The organism is Streptococcus intermedius SK54 = ATCC 27335 (assembly GCF_000413475.1).
GTDB classification, from domain to species: domain Bacteria; phylum Bacillota; class Bacilli; order Lactobacillales; family Streptococcaceae; genus Streptococcus; species Streptococcus intermedius.
Window position 1 is genome coordinate 531,036 of sequence record NZ_ATFK01000001.1, and the last position, 20,758, is coordinate 551,793.

At 35.2% G+C, this 20,758-nt stretch carries 28 protein-coding genes; all 28 read left to right on the forward strand.

All coding sequences use genetic code 11. The annotated features are described in order from the left end of the window. Positions 1–5 precede the first annotated feature (5 nt). The 28 genes from HMPREF1654_RS02490 (at position 6) to HMPREF1654_RS02625 (ending at position 20,442) form a co-directional block, all read left to right on the forward strand. Positions 6–557 (forward strand): DUF1697 domain-containing protein, encoded by a 552-nt coding sequence (locus tag HMPREF1654_RS02490; RefSeq protein ID WP_003077910.1) that lies wholly within the window; start codon positions 6–8, stop codon positions 555–557. A 102-nt stretch (positions 558–659) separates the two neighbouring features. Further along, the gene (gene hemW / locus HMPREF1654_RS02495) at positions 660–1,790 is read left to right on the forward strand and encodes a radical SAM family heme chaperone HemW (protein WP_003077909.1); all 1,131 of its coding nucleotides are present in this window, start codon (positions 660–662) and stop codon (positions 1,788–1,790) included. A 3-nt stretch (positions 1,791–1,793) separates the two neighbouring features. After that, positions 1,794–2,534 carry an acyl-[acyl-carrier-protein] thioesterase gene (locus HMPREF1654_RS02500; RefSeq protein WP_003077896.1) on the forward strand — a complete coding sequence of 247 codons (741 nt, stop codon included), beginning with the start codon at positions 1,794–1,796 and terminating at the stop codon, positions 2,532–2,534. Beyond that, positions 2,521–3,147 (forward strand): NUDIX hydrolase N-terminal domain-containing protein, encoded by a 627-nt coding sequence (locus HMPREF1654_RS02505; RefSeq protein WP_003077921.1) that lies wholly within the window; start codon positions 2,521–2,523, stop codon positions 3,145–3,147. Before HMPREF1654_RS02500 ends, HMPREF1654_RS02505 begins: the two co-directional genes overlap by 14 nt. An 82-nt stretch (positions 3,148–3,229) precedes the next feature. After that, positions 3,230–4,003, forward strand: coding sequence for a TIGR01457 family HAD-type hydrolase (locus tag HMPREF1654_RS02510; RefSeq protein WP_003077906.1), 774 nt, complete (start codon positions 3,230–3,232; stop codon positions 4,001–4,003). Beyond that, positions 3,993–4,631, forward strand: a complete 639-nt coding sequence (locus HMPREF1654_RS02515; RefSeq protein WP_003072888.1) for a TIGR01906 family membrane protein — start codon at positions 3,993–3,995, stop codon at positions 4,629–4,631. The genes HMPREF1654_RS02510 and HMPREF1654_RS02515 overlap by 11 nt, the downstream gene beginning before the upstream one ends. Beyond that, positions 4,631–5,581, forward strand: coding sequence for a CPBP family intramembrane glutamic endopeptidase (locus tag HMPREF1654_RS02520; RefSeq protein WP_003077914.1), 951 nt, complete (start codon positions 4,631–4,633; stop codon positions 5,579–5,581). Before HMPREF1654_RS02515 ends, HMPREF1654_RS02520 begins: the two co-directional genes overlap by 1 nt. Positions 5,582–5,658: 77 nt before the next feature. Continuing rightward, the gene (gene ndk / locus HMPREF1654_RS02525; RefSeq protein ID WP_003072884.1) at positions 5,659–6,078 is read left to right on the forward strand and encodes a nucleoside-diphosphate kinase; all 420 of its coding nucleotides are present in this window, start codon (positions 5,659–5,661) and stop codon (positions 6,076–6,078) included. 154 nt (positions 6,079–6,232) lie between these two features. Continuing rightward, entirely contained in the window at positions 6,233–7,123 is an 891-nt protein-coding gene (rapZ, locus tag HMPREF1654_RS02530; RefSeq protein ID WP_003077879.1) for an RNase adapter RapZ, read from the forward strand. Then, positions 7,120–8,100 (forward strand): YvcK family protein, encoded by a 981-nt coding sequence (locus tag HMPREF1654_RS02535; RefSeq protein WP_003072880.1) that lies wholly within the window; start codon positions 7,120–7,122, stop codon positions 8,098–8,100. Before rapZ ends, HMPREF1654_RS02535 begins: the two co-directional genes overlap by 4 nt. After that, a complete protein-coding gene (whiA, locus tag HMPREF1654_RS02540; RefSeq protein ID WP_003072878.1) occupies positions 8,097–9,008 on the forward strand; it encodes a DNA-binding protein WhiA in 912 nt (303 codons plus the stop codon). The genes HMPREF1654_RS02535 and whiA overlap by 4 nt, the downstream gene beginning before the upstream one ends. 217 nt (positions 9,009–9,225) lie before the next feature. Next, positions 9,226–11,721 (forward strand): pneumococcal-type histidine triad protein, encoded by a 2,496-nt coding sequence (locus HMPREF1654_RS02545; protein ID WP_003077916.1) that lies wholly within the window; start codon positions 9,226–9,228, stop codon positions 11,719–11,721. A gap of 269 nt (positions 11,722–11,990) precedes the next feature. After that, positions 11,991–12,494 (forward strand): hypothetical protein, encoded by a 504-nt coding sequence (locus tag HMPREF1654_RS02550; RefSeq protein WP_003030146.1) that lies wholly within the window; start codon positions 11,991–11,993, stop codon positions 12,492–12,494. Beyond that, complete coding sequence (locus tag HMPREF1654_RS02555; protein WP_003030145.1) at positions 12,491–12,829, forward strand: hypothetical protein; 339 nt, start codon at positions 12,491–12,493, stop codon at positions 12,827–12,829. Before HMPREF1654_RS02550 ends, HMPREF1654_RS02555 begins: the two co-directional genes overlap by 4 nt. 153 nt (positions 12,830–12,982) lie before the next feature. After that, positions 12,983–13,264 (forward strand): hypothetical protein, encoded by a 282-nt coding sequence (locus tag HMPREF1654_RS02560; protein WP_003078009.1) that lies wholly within the window; start codon positions 12,983–12,985, stop codon positions 13,262–13,264. A gap of 20 nt (positions 13,265–13,284) precedes the next feature. Next, on the forward strand, positions 13,285–13,452 hold the full coding sequence (locus HMPREF1654_RS02565) for a hypothetical protein (protein ID WP_155115199.1): 168 nt from the start codon (positions 13,285–13,287) through the stop codon (positions 13,450–13,452). Beyond that, on the forward strand, positions 13,406–14,899 hold the full coding sequence (locus HMPREF1654_RS02570) for a primase C-terminal domain-containing protein (protein WP_003078069.1): 1,494 nt from the start codon (positions 13,406–13,408) through the stop codon (positions 14,897–14,899). Before HMPREF1654_RS02565 ends, HMPREF1654_RS02570 begins: the two co-directional genes overlap by 47 nt. A gap of 110 nt (positions 14,900–15,009) precedes the next feature. Further along, positions 15,010–15,198, forward strand: a complete 189-nt coding sequence (locus HMPREF1654_RS02575) for a hypothetical protein (RefSeq protein ID WP_003030140.1) — start codon at positions 15,010–15,012, stop codon at positions 15,196–15,198. Positions 15,199–15,206: 8 nt separating this feature from the next. Continuing rightward, positions 15,207–15,998: a DNA adenine methylase gene (locus HMPREF1654_RS02580; RefSeq protein ID WP_003078075.1), complete on the forward strand. Its 792-nt coding sequence runs from the start codon at positions 15,207–15,209 to the stop codon at positions 15,996–15,998. A gap of 10 nt (positions 15,999–16,008) precedes the next feature. Beyond that, complete coding sequence (locus HMPREF1654_RS02585; protein ID WP_014829647.1) at positions 16,009–16,368, forward strand: HNH endonuclease; 360 nt, start codon at positions 16,009–16,011, stop codon at positions 16,366–16,368. Continuing rightward, positions 16,365–16,916 (forward strand): hypothetical protein, encoded by a 552-nt coding sequence (locus tag HMPREF1654_RS02590; RefSeq protein WP_003077996.1) that lies wholly within the window; start codon positions 16,365–16,367, stop codon positions 16,914–16,916. Before HMPREF1654_RS02585 ends, HMPREF1654_RS02590 begins: the two co-directional genes overlap by 4 nt. Then, positions 16,913–17,116, forward strand: coding sequence for a hypothetical protein (locus HMPREF1654_RS02595; RefSeq protein ID WP_003078066.1), 204 nt, complete (start codon positions 16,913–16,915; stop codon positions 17,114–17,116). The genes HMPREF1654_RS02590 and HMPREF1654_RS02595 overlap by 4 nt, the downstream gene beginning before the upstream one ends. Positions 17,117–17,131: 15 nt before the next feature. Beyond that, on the forward strand, positions 17,132–17,563 hold the full coding sequence (locus tag HMPREF1654_RS02600) for a hypothetical protein (RefSeq protein ID WP_003078021.1): 432 nt from the start codon (positions 17,132–17,134) through the stop codon (positions 17,561–17,563). Further along, the gene (locus tag HMPREF1654_RS02605) at positions 17,550–17,975 is read left to right on the forward strand and encodes a thioredoxin domain-containing protein (RefSeq protein ID WP_003078013.1); all 426 of its coding nucleotides are present in this window, start codon (positions 17,550–17,552) and stop codon (positions 17,973–17,975) included. Before HMPREF1654_RS02600 ends, HMPREF1654_RS02605 begins: the two co-directional genes overlap by 14 nt. Continuing rightward, positions 17,968–18,177 (forward strand): hypothetical protein, encoded by a 210-nt coding sequence (locus tag HMPREF1654_RS02610; protein WP_003078073.1) that lies wholly within the window; start codon positions 17,968–17,970, stop codon positions 18,175–18,177. Before HMPREF1654_RS02605 ends, HMPREF1654_RS02610 begins: the two co-directional genes overlap by 8 nt. Further along, a complete protein-coding gene (locus HMPREF1654_RS02615) occupies positions 18,174–19,187 on the forward strand; it encodes a hypothetical protein (protein WP_003078046.1) in 1,014 nt (337 codons plus the stop codon). Before HMPREF1654_RS02610 ends, HMPREF1654_RS02615 begins: the two co-directional genes overlap by 4 nt. Positions 19,188–19,216: 29 nt before the next feature. Beyond that, entirely contained in the window at positions 19,217–19,585 is a 369-nt protein-coding gene (locus HMPREF1654_RS02620) for a hypothetical protein (RefSeq protein WP_003078032.1), read from the forward strand. A 23-nt stretch (positions 19,586–19,608) separates the two neighbouring features. Beyond that, the gene (locus HMPREF1654_RS02625; protein WP_003078057.1) at positions 19,609–20,442 is read left to right on the forward strand and encodes a hypothetical protein; all 834 of its coding nucleotides are present in this window, start codon (positions 19,609–19,611) and stop codon (positions 20,440–20,442) included. Positions 20,443–20,758: the final 316 nt, after the last annotated feature.

The window sequence follows — 20,758 nt, forward strand, 5'->3', positions numbered from 1 at the left end:
CACACATGCGTTATGCACTTTTACTCCGCGGCATCAATGTCGGCGGTAAAAACAAGGTTCTTATGGCTGATTTGAAGAAAGATTTGGCTGGGTTGGGTTTTGAAAATCCAGTTTCCTACATCAACAGCGGCAATCTTTTCTTTGATAGTAAGGAGCAAGAAGAGAGGATTCAGGAGATATTGTCAGCTTATTTCAGTCGGTCTTATGATTTTCCTCTGCCTTTCGTCCTTGTCAGCTCTGCCATGCTTGAAAAAGAAACAGCCAATCTGCCTAGTTGGTGGCAGGATGAAACTGCCTTTCGGAGGGATGTTCTCTTTTATCTGCCAGAGGTAGACAGGGAAAGCGTTCAAGAGCTAGCGGGCAGTTGGGCGAATGACAAGGAGCAGCTGTATTTCGGGCAGACAGCTTTCTTTTATAGCAATGCTGACCAAGCGGACTATCTCAAGTCCAACTACCATAAGAAACTGCTCAAATCTAGTTTTTACAAGCAACTAACCATCCGAAACGGCAAGACTTTCCAGAAGATAGTGGAGTTAGTAGGTACAATTCAAAAATGAATAATTGATTGAGTAGAGCAAGAATATATTGATAAGAGACCTATGTATTTTAGTGTGAACTTTGAAACATCTATATACTAAAATTATGCTATAATAAATGCTATGTATACCAAACCAACTTCTGCCTATGTACACATTCCCTTTTGTACTCAAATTTGTTATTATTGTGACTTTTCTAAGGTCTTTATCAAAAATCAGCCAGTTGACGCCTACTTAGAGCACTTGCTTCAAGAATATACTTCTTATGATATAAAGCATTTACAGACGCTTTATATCGGTGGTGGGACACCGACAGCTCTTTCAGCGAAGCAGCTGGAGTTTTTATTGGCAGAGCTGACGAAAAAGTTGGATTTGTCATTGTTAGAAGAACTGACTATTGAAGCCAATCCAGGGGATTTGGATCCGGATAAGATTGCTGTTTTAAAGGTTTCGCCTGTGAACAGGGTATCTTTAGGTGTTCAGACGTTTGACGATCGCATGCTCAAGCAAATTGGCCGAAGTCATTTAGAAAAAGATATCTATGAAAACATCGCCAATCTGAAGCTGGCTGGCTTTGACAATATCTCGATTGATTTAATCTATGCGCTGCCCAAGCAAACTATGGATAATGTGCGAGAAAATGTAGCCAAGGCTGTTGCGCTAGATATTCCTCACATGAGTCTTTACAGCTTAATTTTAGAAAATCACACGGTTTTTATGAATCGGATGCGACGGGGAAAACTCCCTCTGCCTAAAGAAGATTTGGAAGCAGAGATGTTTGAATACATCATTGAGGAGTTAGAAAAAGCTGGTTTTGAGCACTATGAGATTTCCAATTTTTCTAAACCAGGTTTTGAGAGTCGACATAATCTTATGTACTGGGACAATGCGGAATATTTTGGTATCGGAGCTGGGGCTTCTGGCTATGTCAATGGGGTTCGCTACAAGAATCATGGTCCTATCCGTCATTACTTAGAGGCGGTTGAAAAAGGTAATGCCCGTGTGAGTGAGGAACATCTTAGCAAGCAAGAGATGATGGAAGAAGAAATGTTTTTGGGATTGCGCAAGAAGTCGGGTATTTCTAAACAACGCTTTGAGGAAAAATTTGGTGTTTCTTTTGATCGGCAGTACGGTCATGTTGTAACAGAACTGACAGAGCAAGGGCTCTTAGTACCTGACAAAGACATTGTCCGTATGACTAAAAAAGGTCTTTTTTTGGGCGATACGGTTGCAGAAAAATTTATATTGGAGTAGATTATGGGTTTAACTTATCAAATGAAAATGAAAATTCCTTTTGATATGGCAGATATGAATGGTCATATCAAACTACCTGATGTTATTTTGCTATCATTACAGGTATCAGGGCTGCAGTCCATTGATTTGGGGATTAGTGACAAATCTATGCTGGAAAAATATAATCTAGTCTGGATTATCACGGATTATGATATTGATGTAGTACGGCTGCCTAAATTTGGGGAAGAAATGACGATTGAAACAGAAGCTTTGTCATATAATCGTTTATTCTGTTATCGTCGGTTTACTATTTATGATGAAGCAGGAAATGCTATTATTAATATGTTGGCTACTTTTGTCCTTATGGATAGAGATAGTAGAAAAGTGCATGCAGTAGAGCCAAAGATTGTTGCACCTTATGAAGCAGAGTTTTCTAAAAAATTGATTCGTGGACCAAAGTATCCAGATTTGAAAGAACCAATTAGCAAAGATTACCATGTCCGCTTTTACGATTTAGATATGAACGGCCATGTTAATAACAGTAAGTATTTGGACTGGATTTTTGAGGTTATGGGTGCAGATTTTCTCATGAAACATATTCCTAGAAAAATTCATCTTAAGTATGTCAAGGAGGTCCGACCTGGCGGACAAATTACCTCCAGCTATAATTTAGAGGGCTTGGAGAGTAATCATCAGATTTCTAGTGATGGTGATATCAATGCCCAGGCAAGTATAATATGGAGAAGTTGTGATGACAGAAGATAGTAAATGGTTAGAATGGGCAACTCGTTTGCAAACTTTAGCACAAAATGGATTAGCCTATAGCAAGGATGAATTTGATATTGAGCGATTTCAGGAGATTCGTCAGATTGCAGCTGAAATGCTAGTCACTCCTTCTGGTATGCCACTTGAAAAAGTAAAAGATCTGTTTTGTAATGAAACGGGTTATCAAACACCGAAATTGGATACACGGGCAGCAATTTTTAAAGACAATACGATTTTGCTCGTTCAAGAAAAAAATGGACTATGGGCTTTGCCGGGCGGATGGTGTGATGTGGATCAGTCTGTAAAGGACAATACAATAAAAGAAGTAAGAGAAGAGGCAGGCTTAGAAGTTCAGGCAGACAAACTGATTGCCGTTTTAGATAAACATAAAAATAATCCAGGAAACTCTACCTCAGTACATCACGTTACCAAAATATTTGTTTTGTGTACGAGCTTAGGTGGGGAGTTTAGAGCAAATGCTGAGACGATAGCCTGTGGTTATTTTGCTTTAGATGCGTTGCCAGCATTATCTGAATCTAAAACGACTACTCAACAAATTGCAATGTGTTTTGAGGCGCAAGCATCCAATAACTGGGAAACCCGATTTGATTAATAACGTACAGATTTAAAAGTTGAAATAGAAAACTATTTTCAATTTATATAGATTAGAGGTTTTAAATTAGAGGAGAAAATGAGTGACTTATAAAGGCTATTTAATTGATTTAGACGGAACAATTTATAAAGGAAAAGAACGTATTCCTGCTGGTGAAGCTTTTGTACGTGAGTTGCAACGGCGCAAGATTCCCTATCTTTTTGTGACCAATAATACCACGCGCACGCCAGAAACCGTCAAGACCATGCTGGATGAAAATTTCAATATTGAGACCCCACTTGAGACTATTTACACAGCTACTTTAGCTACCATTGACTATATGCAGGAAAAAAATCTAGGCAAGAAAGCTTATGTCATCGGAGATGTCGGGCTTAAACATGCTATTGAAGAAGTTGGATATATAGAGGACACAGAAAATCCTGACTATGTGGTAGTGGGGTTGGATTGGGAAGTAGATTATGAAAAATTGTCGATTGCTACTTTAGCCATTCAAAAGGGTGCTCACTTTATCGGGACTAATCCTGATCTCAATATTCCGACAGAGCGTGGTCTGCAGCCGGGAGCGGGTGCTATTAATGCCCTCTTGGAAGCAGCCACTCGGGTTGAGCCGACCTTTATCGGCAAGCCCAATGCCATCATTATGGAAAAAGCTGTTGAACACCTTGGGTTGCCACGTGAAGAGGTAATTATGGTTGGTGATAACTATCTTACGGATATTCGAGCTGGGATTGATAATGGCATCCCTACACTTTTGGTGACAACTGGATTTACTCGTCCAGAGGAAGTAGCGAGCTTACCAATCCAACCAGATTATGTGCTTTCTAGTTTAGCGGAGTGGGATTTTGATGCACACTAAACTAATATTTTGGCTGAGTATGTTTTGTTTCTTGGCAACCGCAATTTTGTTGACAATTTATCTCACTTGGTTGTTTTATCCTTTGGAAATTTCTTGGTTACACTTAGAAAATAAAGTTTATCTCAAATCTACAACGATTCAGTACAATTTTAATATTTTGATGAATTACCTAACCAATCCATTTCAGCAAAAACTCTCAATGCCCGATTTTCCCTCATCAGCAGCAGGATTGCATCATTTCAAAACCGTGAAATATCTTTTTCATCTGGTTCAGCTTGTTTTCCTAGCAACCTTACCAGTAGTTTATTTGTTTGTAAAACATATAATTAAAAAAGGTTATTTATCTGTTTTTTCAAAGGCCATTTTGAGTATTGTTTGGTTGCCAATTATTGTTGGAGCTATCGCATTTGGGATCGGATTTGATGCGTTTTTTACTCTCTTTCATAAGATTTTATTTATTGGAGATAATACTTGGCTATTTGATCCTAGGAAAGATCCGATTATTTGGATTTTACCAGAAGAATTTTTCCTCCATACTTTTCTGCTATTTTTTGCCATTTATGAAGGTTGTGGCCTGTTGCTCTATAGTCAAAGTAAAAAAAGTTGTTGGAAGAAGGAAGGAAACTGATGCAAACAAATCAGCAAGTAAGAAAAGATATTGGTTTATTCTCTGCTTTATGTTTACTATATGTGATTGTAATGGCAATGGTTGGCCTGATTTATCAAACGATTGTAACCTTATTTCAAGCTAGTCGTTATTTTGGCAATCTTGAAAAGATTCAAAAAGCAACTGAGAACTTTATGGCACGAGATGGTAGTTATTATCTGATTGCTGTCTGTGCAGGAGTTTTTATCTTTTGGGTGTATCGAGACGGAAAATTATTTAAGTCTGATTTACGAATGCAGAAAAGAGCCATGACTTCAAAAACGTTTGGGATAGTCTTATCTTTCTTGCTTCTGGGTCAATTAGGGTTCGTCTTATTTAATCAGATTTTTGAAACAATCTTTAATTTATTTGGTTTTACTATGCTTAAAGCTGTCGAATCAGCTTCGGCAGGTTCAGATAGTGTTTCTATGTTTTTGTATGCAAGCTTTTTTGGACCTGTTTCAGAAGAATTGATTTTCCGTGGGGCAGGTTTAAGAACGTTTGAAAAATATGGAAAAATTTTTGCAATTCTGATGTCTTCGCTTTTGTTCGGTCTGTTTCATGGAAATTTCCCACAGTTCTTTTTTGCAACTTTTGTGGGAATTATCTTCTCATACGTGACCTTAGAGTATTCAATCCTCTGGGCAATGGCTTTTCATATTTTTAATAACTTAGTCATTGGAGATGGGTTAACTTATGTCTATTCTTTCTTGCCAGATAGTGCAGCTAGTCTCTTGCATTTGATTATCCTTTTGATCGGGGCAAGCATCGCAGCCATTTTCCTGTTTAAAAATAAAACAGATATAAAAAGGTATGTACAAGAAAATTATGCATATCCAGGAACATATCGGCAAGCTTTCCGCTCTGTCTGGTTTTGGCTTTTCGCATGTTTGATGTGTCTAACGTCGTTGACATTGATAAGGCATTTATAAAAGAGAGTTTTGAAAGGACTTTCAACTTTCTTTCATTTATGATAAAATAAAGGTAATAAAAGAGGAGTGTGTCAATCATGGAACAAACATTTTTTATTATAAAGCCAGATGGTATAAAACGTGGTTTGGTTGGAGAAGTACTGAAGCGCGTGGAACGACGTGGTTATAAAATTGAACGATTAGAAATGAGAACGAATGTTCCAAACCATATAATTGATCAGCATTATGAAGCTCTATTATCAAAGGCTTTTTATCCCGCAATTCGTGAGTATATGACAAGTGGGCCTTTGATTATTGGTGTGCTATCGGGCAATCAAGTGATTTCGGGTTGGCGTCACATGATGGGTGCTACTCGTCCAGAAGAAGCTCTACCAGGGACGATTCGTGGGGATTTTGCGCAAGCAGCTGAGGATGGTGCAACGATTCAAAATGTTGTCCATGGTTCAGATTCTGAAGCATCAGCCAAACGTGAAATTGCTCTTTGGTTTGGAAAGTGAACAAGAAATATGAATGTGAAACTGAGAGATAAGAACGCCTACCGCTCTTCTCTCTCTTTTTTACTGTGAGAATCATGTCTGGTGTGTTATAATAAAAAAGAAAATTGATGATGTTCTAAGATATTGAAATTAATTGTTTTATCAAGGAGGAGATATGTCAGATAAAAAGATTCATTTGGTCATTGTAACGGGAATGAGTGGGGCTGGAAAGACTGTAGCGATCCAATCTTTTGAAGATTTGGGCTTTTTTACAATTGATAATATGCCTCCAACGCTTCTTCCTAAATTTTTGCAACTGATTGAAACCACACAAGATAATGATAAGATTGCAATGGTTGTAGACATGCGTAGTCGATCCTTCTTTTCTGAAATTCAGAAAGTTTTAGATGAAATCGAAAATAATGATGGACTTGATTTTAAAATTTTGTTTTTGGATGCTGCAGATACAGAATTGGTTGCTCGTTACAAGGAAACACGACGAAGTCATCCGTTAGCAGCAGATGGTCGTGTTTTAGACGGAATTAAGTTGGAGCGGGCATTACTTGCACCATTGAAAAATATGAGTCAAAATGTGGTAGATACGACGAAATTAACACCGCGTGAGTTGCGTAAAACCATTTCTGAGCATTTTCTAGATCCAGCGAAACTCCAATCGTTTCGTATAGAGGTGGTAAGTTTTGGTTTTAAATATGGTATCCCTTTGGATGCAGATCTTGTTTTTGATGTTCGTTTTTTGCCAAATCCTTATTATCAACCAGAACTTCGTCATCAGACAGGGCTTGACAAACCAGTTTATGATTATGTGATGAATCATACAGAGTCAGAAGAATTTTATCAACACTTAGTAGATCTTATAAAGCCTATTTTACCAGGCTACCAAAAAGAAGGAAAATCGGTTTTAACAATTGCTGTAGGTTGTACAGGTGGTCAGCATAGAAGTGTAGCTTTTGCTCAACGTTTAGCCGATGATTTGACGAATGATTGGACTGTTCATTCGTCACATCGAGATAAAGATCGCAGAAAGGAAACGGTAAATCGTTCATGAGAAAACCAAAGATTACTGTTATTGGTGGTGGAACAGGAATTTCTGTAATTTTAGATAGTTTACGTAAGAAAGATGTGGATATTGCTGCTATTGTGACAGTTGCTGATGACGGCGGAAGTTCAGGTGAATTACGAAAAAATATCCAACAATTAACACCACCAGGTGATTTACGAAATGTTTTAGTCGCGTTGTCCGATATGCCTCGTTTTTATGAAAAAGTTTTTCAATATCGCTTTGCAGAAGAAGATGGCGCTCTGGCAGGCCACCCACTTGGAAATTTGATTATTGCTGGAATTTCAGAAATGCAGGGTTCTACTTATAATGCCATGCAACTGTTGACCAAATTTTTTCACACAACTGGGAAGATTTATCCGTCCTGCGACACACCTTTGACGCTTCATGCAGTATTTACGGATGGAAGTGAGGTGGCTGGAGAAAGTCATCTGGCAGAACATCAAGGGATGATAGAAAGGGTTTATGTTACTAATACTTACAATGACCAAAAACCGGCTGCTAGCCGCAAAGTAGTGCAGACGATTTTAGAAAGCGATATGGTTGTTTTGGGACCTGGGTCATTATTTACTTCTATTTTGCCTAATTTAGTAATAGAAGAGATTGGGCAAGCTCTTCTGGAAACCAAAGCAGAAGTCGCTTATGTTTGCAATATTATGACGCAGCGTGGAGAAACCGAGCACTTTACTGATAGTGATCACGTAGCTGTTTTGCATCGTCACCTAGGAAAACCATTTATTGACACTGTTTTAGTGAACATAGAACAAGTCCCTCAAGAATATATGAATTCTAATAAGTTTGATGAATATTTAGTACAAGTTGAACATGATTTTCAAGGGTTAAAAAAGCAAGTTCCTCGTGTGATTTCTTCTAATTTTCTTCGTTTGGAGAATGGCGGAGCTTTTCATGATGGGAAGTCCGTGGTGGATGAGCTGATGCAAATTATACAGGTGCGTCGCAAATGAGTTTTACTATTAAAGTGAAAGAAGAGTTGATTGGTCTTGGCAAGGAAGAGAAAACAGAATTATCTGCCATCATTAAGATGTCAGGGAGTTTAGGAATTTCTAGTCAGGGTTTGACGTTATCTGTTATAACGGAAAATGCAAAAATTGCTCGCCATATTTATGAATTATTAGCAACTTTTTATCAGGTTAAGTCTGATATTCGCCATCATCAAAAAACAAATCTTCGGAAAAATCGTGTTTATACTGTTTTTTTAGATACAAATGTAGAGCAAATTTTAGCTGATTTGCACTTGGCAGACTCTTTTTTTGGAATTGAAGCCGGTATTGATCAAGTTATTTTATCAGATGATGAAGCTAGCCGAGCTTATTTGCGAGGGGCTTTTCTGTCAAGTGGTAGTATGCGCGATCCAGAATCAGGAAAATATCAGTTGGAGATTTTGTCGGTTTATTCTGACCATGCTGAGGATCTAGCGGCCTTGATGCGAAAATTTTTGTTGGATGCGAAAACAATTGAACGTAAAAAAGGTTCGGTGACCTATCTGCAGCGGGCTGAGGACATCATGGACTTTTTAATTGTGATTGGTGCTATGAAAGCAATGACAGAATTTGAATCACTCAAACTTGTGCGGGAGGCTAGGAATGACTTAAATCGAACAAATAATGTGGAAACGGCCAATATTGCTCGTACAGTAACGGCTAGCATGAAAACCATTCACAATATTAGCAAGATTATTGATACAATTGGTTTAGAGGGTTTGCCTGTTGATTTACAGGAAGTCGCTTATCTGCGTGTCAACCACCCCGATTATTCTATTCAGCAATTGGCAGATAGTCTTAGTAAGCCTCTGACGAAAAGCGGTGTCAATCATCGTTTGAGAAAAATCAATAAAATTGCAAATGAACTGTGAAAATCAGTATCAATAATCTATATATTATAGATTAAATAAATATAAAAATGTTGTAAAAAAGTATTTGATTAGTAAATAACAAGTCTGATATTATCGATTTTCTAGTCAAATGATTCTAACTTTTTTACTTTTTTTATGTTTCCTCTTGCCAACATCCTATTTGTGTGTTATATTTAACTAGTTAAATATAAACCAGTTAAATAAATAGGAGACTAATATGAAATACAATAAAAAGCTTTTAACATTAGCGGGAATTATTTTAGCTTGTAATCTTTGCTTGACTGCTTGTCATTCGCGTTCGTCTAATCACTCAAATAGTAAGGAGAAATTAAAGACTAAACAAAGTGTAAAAAAGAAGAACAAAAGCAGTAAAAAAGGACAAGTTCCTGGTGTAGATAAACCAACTGATGACGGTTTTCTTTTTACTAGTGAATCTCAAATTAAAGCTAGAACAAGCGATGGTTTGATTTTAGATCATGATGGGCATACACATTTTATTTTTTATTCTGATTTAAAAAATAGCAAATGGGCTTATCTGATTCCAAAAGACGGGCAAGCACCTGCTACCTCTCCTCAATTGACAAATCAAACAGGAACTGTGGATGATGGCTATATTTTTAATCCTAAAGATATCGTTTCAGAGGATCAGTATGGTTATGTTGTCCGCCATGGAGACCATTATCATTACATTTGGAAACATTCTTTGGGAAATGGTTATCAAGGACAACACTATAGCCCGAATCCATCTGGAAATGGTACAGGACAGATTTCTCAGCCAAATTATACACCGACACCATCTACCCCTCAACATCAGGGGACAGATAAACGTCAGTTTGCGGGGATTGATTTTCCAACGAGTGATGGATTTTTGTTTAACGGCAAGGGAATAACAGGAAAGACACCTACTGGTTTGTTAGTAGATCATAATGGGCATACACATTTTATTCCTTATGAACAGCTGATTCGCTCACCGTGGGAATCTTTGATTCCAGCAGAATACAAAAAGGATGCTGAAGATGCTTATTACGGTAGAAAAAGACAGACACCACCATCTCCAGGACCTTCTAAAGAAGATGAAGAAATTGCAAAGAAAAAGGCTTATTTGGCTCAGCAATTAGGAATAGATGAAAGCTTAATTGAAGTGATTGATACGGAAAAAGGAAAGGCATTCCTCTATCCACATGGCGATCACAAACATTCGACATTGATTAGTGAAATTGATACTAGCAAGCCGTTTGATCCTCACGGTAATCCACATGCTCATGATAAAGTTGGTATGGCAACTTTAAAAGCGTTAGGATTTGATGATGAAATCATTGAAGATATTTTACATGCCACTGCTGACACACCATTTCCTTCAAATGAAACAGATTTGGAAAAAATGAAAGCATGGTTAGCGACTGTCAAATACTTAAATATTGGTCAGCGAAAAGATCCTCTTGAACGCAAAGGTTTACATCTCATGCCGAATCTTGAAGTTCTTGGTATTGGTTTTACACCTATTAAAAACATTAGACCTGTTTTGCAATTTAAGCACCTAAAGCAACTTTGGATGACGAAAACAGGGGTTACTAACTACGATTTCTTAAAAGAAATGCCAACTTTAGAAGGATTGGATATTTCACAGAATGGTATTTCCGATTTATCTTTCTTGAAGGATTATCCAAATCTTAAAACGGTCGCAGCAGCAGGAAATAACATCAGTAATATTGCACCTTTGGCTCAGCTAAAGAATCTAGAATCATTGAATCTTGATTATAATAACATCTCCGATATTGTTGCGTTAACACATCTATCAAGATTAAAAGCAGTCAGTTTAGAGCATAATCAACTGCAGGATGTATCTGCTTTGAGTCAAAAAGCAGAATTAACCAAGCTATTCTTATCACATAATCCTAACTTGGATATCAATACACTGAAAGCTTCGCACCTCGAAGAATTAACCGTTGACAATTCAAATGTTCGAAGCTTGGACTTTTTGAAGTCAAATCCAAATCTAACCACTCTTAGTATGAATGGTAATCGCTTGACTTCGCTTACAGGTATTGAAGTTGCGAAGAACTTAGTGACATTCTCTGCTAATCAAAACAATATCAATTCTTTAACGATTCAAGGTACTCAAACTTCCTTAAAGAATTTGAGTTTAGGTGAGAACGAACTAAAAAATTTGGAAGGTGTAAATCAGTTTACAGCTTTAGAAAATTTGAATGTTACTAAAAATAAAATCACAACATTATCACTTCAAAAACCAAATACCACAGTTACTTATATTGATGTTAGTTATAATCATATTTCAAAAGAAGAACTTGAATTGAATGAAAAACAAATTCCAAAGGCTTTGGCGAAATATTTCACAGCTGTTCAAGGTGGTAGTATTAACAATAATACCTCTGATGCAAAAGATGAAAAAAATAAGGAAGGTCAAAAGGATAAGCAGCCTAAGGAAGCGGTTGAAAAAGAGAAAGAACATTCGGATAAACCAGCTCCTTCTGTAGAAAATAGCAGTAAGTCAGACAAAAGAGAAGCTGATAAGCCGGCTGCATCTTCTGAGGAAGCTTCTAGCAAGCAGAAGGCAGAGTCAAAAGATACGACTAAGCCATCATCGGAAACATCTAAAACTTCCGAAAAAGATAATTCAAAAAATGAGCAAACAAAACTAGCAGAAAAAGAAAGACAAAATGGTTCAACAGCGAATAAAGTAGCTGAGAAATAATCTTTATTAACTCCATAAATGAAAAATGCAATTTTTTCTCTAAGTGGTAAGAGTTTGTAGAATCAGAAAAAAATTCAATATTTATAATGTTTAAGTAACTTAGAGAGTTGATTATTCAACTCTCTTTTTGTTTGTTTAAAACAAGTAGGAAAGGAGAAGTGTTGATGAAATATAAAAATCCCTTATTACTAGTTTTAAGAAATTAAGTCACATTATTTCAGTATTGACTATCCAAATATTTATTAAAGTATGAATGAAGAGTGATAGCTATGGAAAAAAATATTTTTTATGAACAGTTGATAAAGAGTGAACCATTAGGCTTCATTGACCCGTTCGCTGATTTAGGAGAATTTGATCGATTTCAGCTAAAGTTCAAAAGTCCAGTAAGAGAATTAGTAAATAAGTATTCAGGTGAACGCTATAGCCCACAATGGCAAAAGAAAATAGAAGAGATGAGAAGCCTCTACATTCAATATCAGATAAGTATTAGAGAAGATGATACAGAAAATACTTTTGAAACAAAAGTTAGAAAGCAATCTGATAAAGAGAGTTTTGAAGAAGATGTTATAACATACCTTAAATTAGGCTTTCGTTTTGCAGAAATCGAAAAAAAGATGAATCGATCTGCTAAACGACTGCGTAGTCAATGGAAACGTAGTCAATATGTAGAGACTCATCCTGCAGTAATCTATAATAAGCAAGATTTACAAGCTGGTTATGCAAAGTCAAAAAATTATTTACCAGGAAGTATGAAACTGAAAGGAGAATTATGATACAAGAAGAAATATTTATTTCTATGGAGAAGTCTTTAAAACAAGTAAAAAATAGTCTAGATCTGTATTATTCTTATTGTATGAGAGGTAGCTTGTATGCAAAAGCAATATCGGCAAGAAATATTAGGGCTGAAGTTAGCTCTTTGCTAGATAGAATAGGACTATTAAAAGATTGTGAATATATTCCTCGTTATGCTATCGTCGAACTCTCTAAACAATTAAAAAAACTTGTAAAGAGTTGTAGTTCATGGGAAGTTGTAGGGCTTTTTTCACCAGAACAATTATCAGAAATAGTTGCTTATTCAACTTTTTTGGAAATTGAGGATGGGTTATAAATCAGGAAAATATAGATCAAATGATTGAAGATTGGATTGAAAATGGTTTTCCTAGCAAATTAAAACAGCTGATATCTGATGAGAAGTAGCCATGATTAGGATAAGTATATCTATCTGAAGTTGTTTAAAAAGAAAGAGAGGAGACAGACTGATATGGCTATTACAGAAAGAAAAGTATTCTTACAAACTTTAAAAAATGCGAGAAGCAGAGTTATCCTATTGGATCGACTAAAATCATCTATACTTGACAATACAGCAGTCGATCTAGAAACAGTACCATTTGCAGGAACTAATTCTACTAATTTGGATGAAGCGATTCAATGTTACATCGATTACGGAGAATTGCCAATAAGTGGCAAGCTAAATGATTTCTGGAAAGCATATGAACAAGCCTTAGCAGATGAGGAGAAGAAACATGAAGAAAAAGAGACATAACACTGGGATTTGTAAAGTATGTGGTTGCACTTGGAATAGACCTTGTATTGATGAGGCACATGGAGCATGCTGGTGGGTTGATGAAACAGAGACGCTTTGTAGCCATTGCTACTACGGTTGGGGTAAAGACAAAGGAGAATTATGCAGCTAGAGACAATTTACCATCTCATCTTAAAAAATGGGATTAGAAACTATAAGTTTAAGAACAGTCAATTAAGACCTAAAAATTCTCCTGAAGAAGAGAATAAAGGTTCTATTTTTGGCTATCGTTCTAAAGATGATATGGTTCATGCTACTGGAGTCGTTTTAACCTCGTTAGAAGCGATTATAGAGAATCGAGATAGATTTACTCATTGGACACCAAATGTTTATCGATATGGAGCTTATAGTGACAAAAAACGACGAATTACACGAGGACACAATGAAGAGAATCTTAGACAAATTAACACCTTTTACATTGACTTTGATATTACTTCATCAGCTGAAGAAATGTCCTCTGGAGACATCCTGAATGTGGCAATGGATTTAGGATTTATGCCAACGCTCATTTTAAAATCTGACAAAGGTTATCAAGCTTACTTTGCACTGAAAGAGCCAGCTTACGTGACTGCTCATTCAAATTTCAAAGTCATCAAAGTTGCGAAAGAGATCTCTCAGAATTTAAGAAATCATTTTAGTAAACATCTTCCAGTTGACTTAACCTGCAATCACTTTGGAATCGCTAGAATTCCTCGAACAGACAACGTAGAATTCTTTTTTGAAGAGTATACCTACTCGTTTGAAGAATGGCTTCAATGGTCTATGAAACAGTCAGAATTTAGCTTTTCAAAACGGAAAGCAAATCTAACTGTTATCACAGGAACGGAAGGCAAAAAACAAATTGATGAGCCCTGGTATAGAATGCTGATGAATGAATCAAATATCAAGGGAGCTAAAGCCCTGATGGGAAGAAACAATGTCTTATTCACTTTAGCGCTTGCGAACTATTCATCAGGTGTCTCTCAGGGCGATTGTGAGATAGTTTTGGGACAATTCAATGCAGGATTGGACGAACCACTCTCTCAGGACGAATGTCTGAAGATTGTCAAAAGTGCTTATTCTGGGAAATACGAAGCTGCTAGTAGAGATTTTGTTCTCTTGCTTTGTAAAGCTTGGGTGGATAAGAAACTAACAACTAGTGATCTTTTTATTCGACAAGGTTGGAAGAAGTTTAAGAAACCTCGACAAGCAAGAAAAAATAGTCATCTGCATGAATGGAAAAGTGATGTCATGAACTATTTAGAAAGTCTGTCACAAGATACTGATCCATTTCTTCAGACGACAAAGAAAACGATACGAGAGGAACTATCAATTCCAGAAAGAAGTTTAGATAAGGTATTGAAAGTTTTGAAGAAAGAACAAAAAATCTTTTTGAAAGTAAAATCTGGTCGAGGTGGAGGTATTCGAATTGCTTCTATCAAATCTGTTCTTTTATCTGTTATTCAGATTAAAAGAGAGCGTCAGGAAGCTTATTTTGCCAATATAGCCACTTTCTTTGAAGAAAGATTAGGATTTATCCAACAGGTACTTCAAAGAGCAGAGATGGCTTTTAAACAGGTTCAAGAAGTCTCTTTGTTTGAGGTTGACGTAGGCTAGATCGAAAACCCGCAAACTCCCATTACATTATATCTAGGATACCGTGAGGGATTTGTGAGCAGAAAAATAGATGTAAAAAAATAATAATCTATTAGTAGGAGAATATTTCTATGCTAGAAAAACTAAGAAAGAAGATAGAACAAAATCTTTATCAGCTTATAAACATAAATAAGAGCTTAGGAGAACTTTGTAAAAGTCAATATGAATTATTGCTACATACTAGTTCTACTGAAGAGGATTTTGTAGCTTTAAATAATGATATAAGATTCATTATTGAATTATATGAAAAGGAAGGTTGAGAGTAATTATGAAATCAATTCTAAGGTATCCAGGAAGTAAATGGAACCTAGCACATAAGATTATTGAATTGTTTCCAGCTCATAAGAGCTATTTAGAACCATTTTTTGGAAGTGGAGCAGTTTTATTTAATAAACCTTCAAGTTCAATTGAAACGGTTAATGATTTGAATGAAGATGTCGTAAATTTGTTTCAAGTGATTCAAAGTTGTCCAGAAGAGCTGACTAAAAAAGTATTTTTAACTCCTTATAGTCGAGCTGTTTATGATAGAGCTTGGGAATTTCGTCCAAAAGATGAAGTAGAAAAAGCTCTTAGTTTCCTCATTCGTTCCATGATGTCACATGGTTTTAGAAATACAGAGAAATCAGGATGGAAGCGAGATGTTAATGGTCGTGAACGATCTTATGCAGTTAAGCATTGGAATGAATTACCTGGAATTATTCAAGAGGCAGCCTTGCGCTTAAAAGAAGTTCAAATTGAAAAGCGGCCAGCATTAGATTTAATTCAAGAATTTAGTCGGAAAGATGTTTGTATGTATGTTGATCCACCATACGTATTAAGTACCAGAGCTAGAAAACAATATACTGTTGAGATGGAAGATAAAGATCATATAGAACTTTTAGGAGAATTGAACCAGTCTAAGGCAAAAATATTACTTAGCGGTTATGATAGCGAACTTTATAATAAACGGTTATCTAATTGGGAAAGAATAGAGTTTGCATCGCTGGCAGAGGGTGGTCTGAAACGAGTAGAGGTTCTTTGGATGAATTTTCAGCCTAATAAGCAGCTAGAACTATTTTAGGAGGTTATACATGACGATTAAGCGTAAACATATATCAAAAACAATGAGGTTACAGGTGTTACAAAAATACAATCATCATTGTGCATATTGTGGATGTGAGATAAGTTTTAAATCTATGAGAGTGGATCACTTTTTGCCACTTCAAAAAGGTGGTCTAGATGAGGAAGGAAACTATATGCCAGCTTGCCATCAGTGTAACCATTATAAATCTGTATTTACGATTGAACAGTTTAGAAACAATTTAAAGTCCGTTCACGAGAGATTACTTCTTCCGTTCTTACCGAGATTATGTGAAAAATATGGAATTATTGCAATCAAACCATTTGATGGAAAATTTTATTTTGAAAAATTAGAGGAGAAAACAAAATGAAATTAAAAATAAATAGAGATTTATTTGCATCAGCTTTTGTGAGAAGTACAATTCTTTTCATTGTGCTTGGTATCATTAGTTATTGTCTAATAGATATTTTTGCTGCTAATAAAATTCAGAATAACAATATTTATCGGATTGTTCGTCTGACAAGTCAAACTCAAGGCATTGGAACCAAAAATGAAAAAACAGTTTATACAATTACTCTGAGTCAGTATGATAAAAATAAAGATGTATTTACTATTCCTATCAATTTGGAAACCTATACCAAACTTCGTTGGTATTCTTCTCCTTTAAAAGTCAATTTCTTGTCAAGCACTTATGTTACTTATACATCTAAAGCTGGTTTCGGTACAGTAGATGATAAAATTCACTTTATTTCTACAGCTCCGGAATTGAGAGAAAAATATGCATATTCCTACTGTTTTCTAATTATGATAAGCTATTTCCTTACTATCACTTTGATCTATATTGTAGAGAGTATTGATAGGGATAGACTTGCTGAAGACAGTGAATTGGTAAAAATATACAAGGAGGAAAACAAATGAAATATATTATCTTTAGCTTTTTATTAGGGGACTATGTTCGTGATAGTGAAGAGAAGATTTTGGTTTTTGAAAGTCAAGGATTGGCTTGTCAGTATATTCAGAAGCATTACCACAAAGAAGAGCCTATTTCGACAACTAAGAAGTTTACTTGTTTGTCAAATTATTATGATGCACCGTTTCGGTTTCATAAAGTCAGCTAGAAAGAAGGAGTAGAAATGACTGAAAAGAAATATAAAATTCTTCGTGGCTATTATTTAACAGGCGTAGGTCAAGAAGAAGATGCTAATTATTTTAAAATGGATGACCAACATTCTGATTATGAATTTATTGCTGAAGGAGATATTTGTTTGACTTTCTATCAAAACCAAGACGTCATTACAAGTATTCCTGCTTTAATTCGAGTAGATCATATTATTAAATCAGACAATGTTGTATCTAGTCTATTGAAAGCTGAAAAGAATGATCATCTTCCAATGCTTCCAATTGTTCATATCTTTGATTCTTTTGATCCAAAGCTCCAAAAGAAAATGCAAAATACTTTTCAAGTATTAAACAGCCAAATAAAAGAATTGGCTCAATTTAAAATGATTCAAGGCAATTTATTTGATTTTCTTGAAGAAGAAGGAGGGAATCATGATGAAAAATAAACTAATGTTTCTGATCGGAATATTTGGATTAGTTTTATTGTTTGGTATGGCTATTTATAGCGGTTTCCAGTTTGATACCCCTTATGACAGTCATTTAACTCAAAAGCAATACAACGATGTAGTACTTGAGCAAAATGTTCAGCTTGTCTTTTATAAAAAGACTTGTCCTTATTGTCAAGCTGCTAAAAATGCAGTGATTAAAGCTGCTAGTAAGAGTGATTATCCAACGTTTTATATCAATATTCAAACGAAAGAGGGACAAAAATTAGTGCATCAATATGAGGTAAAAAAAGCAGCTACCGTAGTCTCTATTCGTAAAGGAGTTATCAAGTCTTACTTGTATGCTAAAAAGAACAACAAGGGAGATTTCGCAGCTAATAAACAAGCAATAAAGGAGGCATTCCGTGAGTAATTTATTTAATTTTATCGGGCATGTTATCACAATGTCTGCTCTGCTGACAGCTTGGTTTTTTCCACTTTTTCATGTGACGATTATTCGGAACTTTGAACAAGAGAAACGAATCTACAGAGCTTCTTTAGTGTTGATGATGCTTTTAAAAATCATTTATCCAGATAGTAAAATTCATCTTCGTGAGTGGAGGCAAGAAAAATGATAGATACAATAAAACAATTGATTAAACAACTTCAAGAAAGTGCAGTTATTCAATTCTTTTACAGAATAAAAGAATGGTGTCAAGAAAATGTTGTGAAGCGAAAATTGATTACTTTTTCATTTCTGTTAGCTGTCTGGAGTAGTCTGTTATTAGGCGCTATTTTTTCCCCGCAGCGTCAAACCTTTACAACAGACCAACTTGCGACTAAGCGAGTATTTGAAAACGGAACAGGAGAAATTAGTTTAGTTAAACAAATCTATTCTCCAAAAACAGGAGTGATTGTTCTTCAGTTTGAAACAACGGATTCTACTTCATCTATTGCACGTGGAATAGATAGTAAAAGGTTAAATTGGAAACTATATGCACAACATAAATCTTCTGATACAAGTATGGAAGTAATTCCAATTACTGATAAAAAAATATCCGTCATTATCAAAAATGTTCCGAAAGGTTTTGGAGCTTTTGCGATTGATATTAAAAATAATAGAGTGACTACAAATCAAATTGATGTAGATATTTCTACGCCATCTAGTTCATCAGATGATGATTTTAAAGGCTTCAAACAAGAAGATAAATCTTCAGAAAATGTGGTTCAATTTTTTGTCACTCCACAAAACAAAAAAATGGAAATAGTAACTGTTAAAAATATTTCTCGTGAAGAATTTGCTCTTCAAGAAATTGAAGAAGAAATTGGTTTTCAAAAAGAGCAGATGAAGAAATTGACTCAATCGATAAAAAAACTAAAAGAACTCATCAAAGATAATGAGTCTTCTAAAGAAAGCTTGCTGACAGAAGCAAAATATTTATCAGGTGATGACTTAACCAAGAATCAAAAAGACATTGAACAGATTGATTCTGATACAGAAACGAAGAATCGTTCTATTGAAACAGCTAACCAAAATATAGACATTTTAAAAGAAAAAACAACTTCGTTAGAAAAGAAGAAGGCAGCTGTCAAAGATGGTACATTTGAATTTTCAAGTCCGATAGAGACTGTAGAGATGAAATAACAAAATGCGGAAGTAAAGAGGTAAAAATTATGGAAAAAATATATGGAAAACTCGCACCAAAAGGACAACAACCTATTAGAAAACACCGTGTAGTATTTACAAGTACAAAAGGATTGTTTAGAAAACAAAGATGGGTGATGTTAGACATTGATGAAAATGGAATAACTTATAATAGTGAGACTGGACATACAGGGGACATGTTTTCTTCAATGTATCTTGCTATAGGGGAAATTATCATAGATGAACAAGCTTTTACAATAACCATTAAGAAGCCTGTATGGGATGATCATAAAATTTATGTTATTGATCTAAAAAGACTAGATGGAGATTTATGGAGTAACTTCACAAAAATCAAAGATACACTCATTGTTTTTGCCGGAAACAAGTTGGTCAATTAAGTTAGATTGAAAGGAAAAAAATCATGAAAAATTACACTCAAAAATGGAAAGAACTAAATAAGAATGGAATCAAATTATCATTGATTTGTGGTTTGAACTGGCTGATAAAATTCTTGTTTAAGGGACAATTTTATCTTTTCTCAGCTGTTTTTTTAGGATTGCTGACTTATTACATGCCGCAAGATATCCAATTATTTACAGTAAGAGTTTTAGAATTAATAGTCATGCTTAAAATAACGACAGATGTTATCTATACGATTTTTTCAAAAGAAATTAGACGGATGAAAAACCCTCTTCTGTTAGGAGTAATGTCCTTATTCTTTCTAGCTGGTAATGTCTATATTAAACAACATACTTTGACAGAATTTTTGGTCAATCGTTTCTTTACGTTTTGGTTCATTAGTCTTGTTTTGACAATACTGGTAATTGTCATCCAACCGAGATTATTTAAGGTCCATCTCTTCAAAAATGTGCTCAATAAAACTTATTTAGGAATCCGAAAAACAACAGATGAGCTACCTCCAGAGTGCAATTTTTACACAGATGCGGATGAAAAAGATGCGGACAAACGGATGAAAATGATGAACCAACATGTGATCAAAAAAACGTATCAGGGAGTTGTCGAATTAAGTTTTCTAAATAGAGAAGTAATTACAGGTATCAGTTATAAAGCAGTGCCATTTGAGAAAGAAAAGGAACGGGCTTTTATGGATGTAGACACGATTTATTATCCTGTTTTTAGGGTTTATCCATTTGGAATTGAGGAAGATTTTGGTCACATACTAATTAAATTTAAACTTAGTCGAAAGGCTGCTTTTACAAAAAACGCTGAAGGTTTACTGAAGAAAGATTTTTAAAATATGCTGCTCCCTAATAATTATATTAGGGGGTGTCTTTTTATATTAAAATAATTTTTATTTTTGTCAAGTTAAAAATTATTTTTCTGATTTGTCCCATTAAAAACTAAAAAAAGAATATCTCTTATACTAAATAAAATAGAATATAAAGGAGTGCTAAAATGGCAAAAAAGAACATCAATAAAATTAAATCAGAGCTTGAAGAAGCAAAGGCAAAAGTTATCGCTTTGGAAGCAGAACAGAAACTTGCGGAAGAAACTCTTCAAAAAGAAATTGGAAAAATTTATATGCAAATTCAATTCAAAAAAGATAAAAA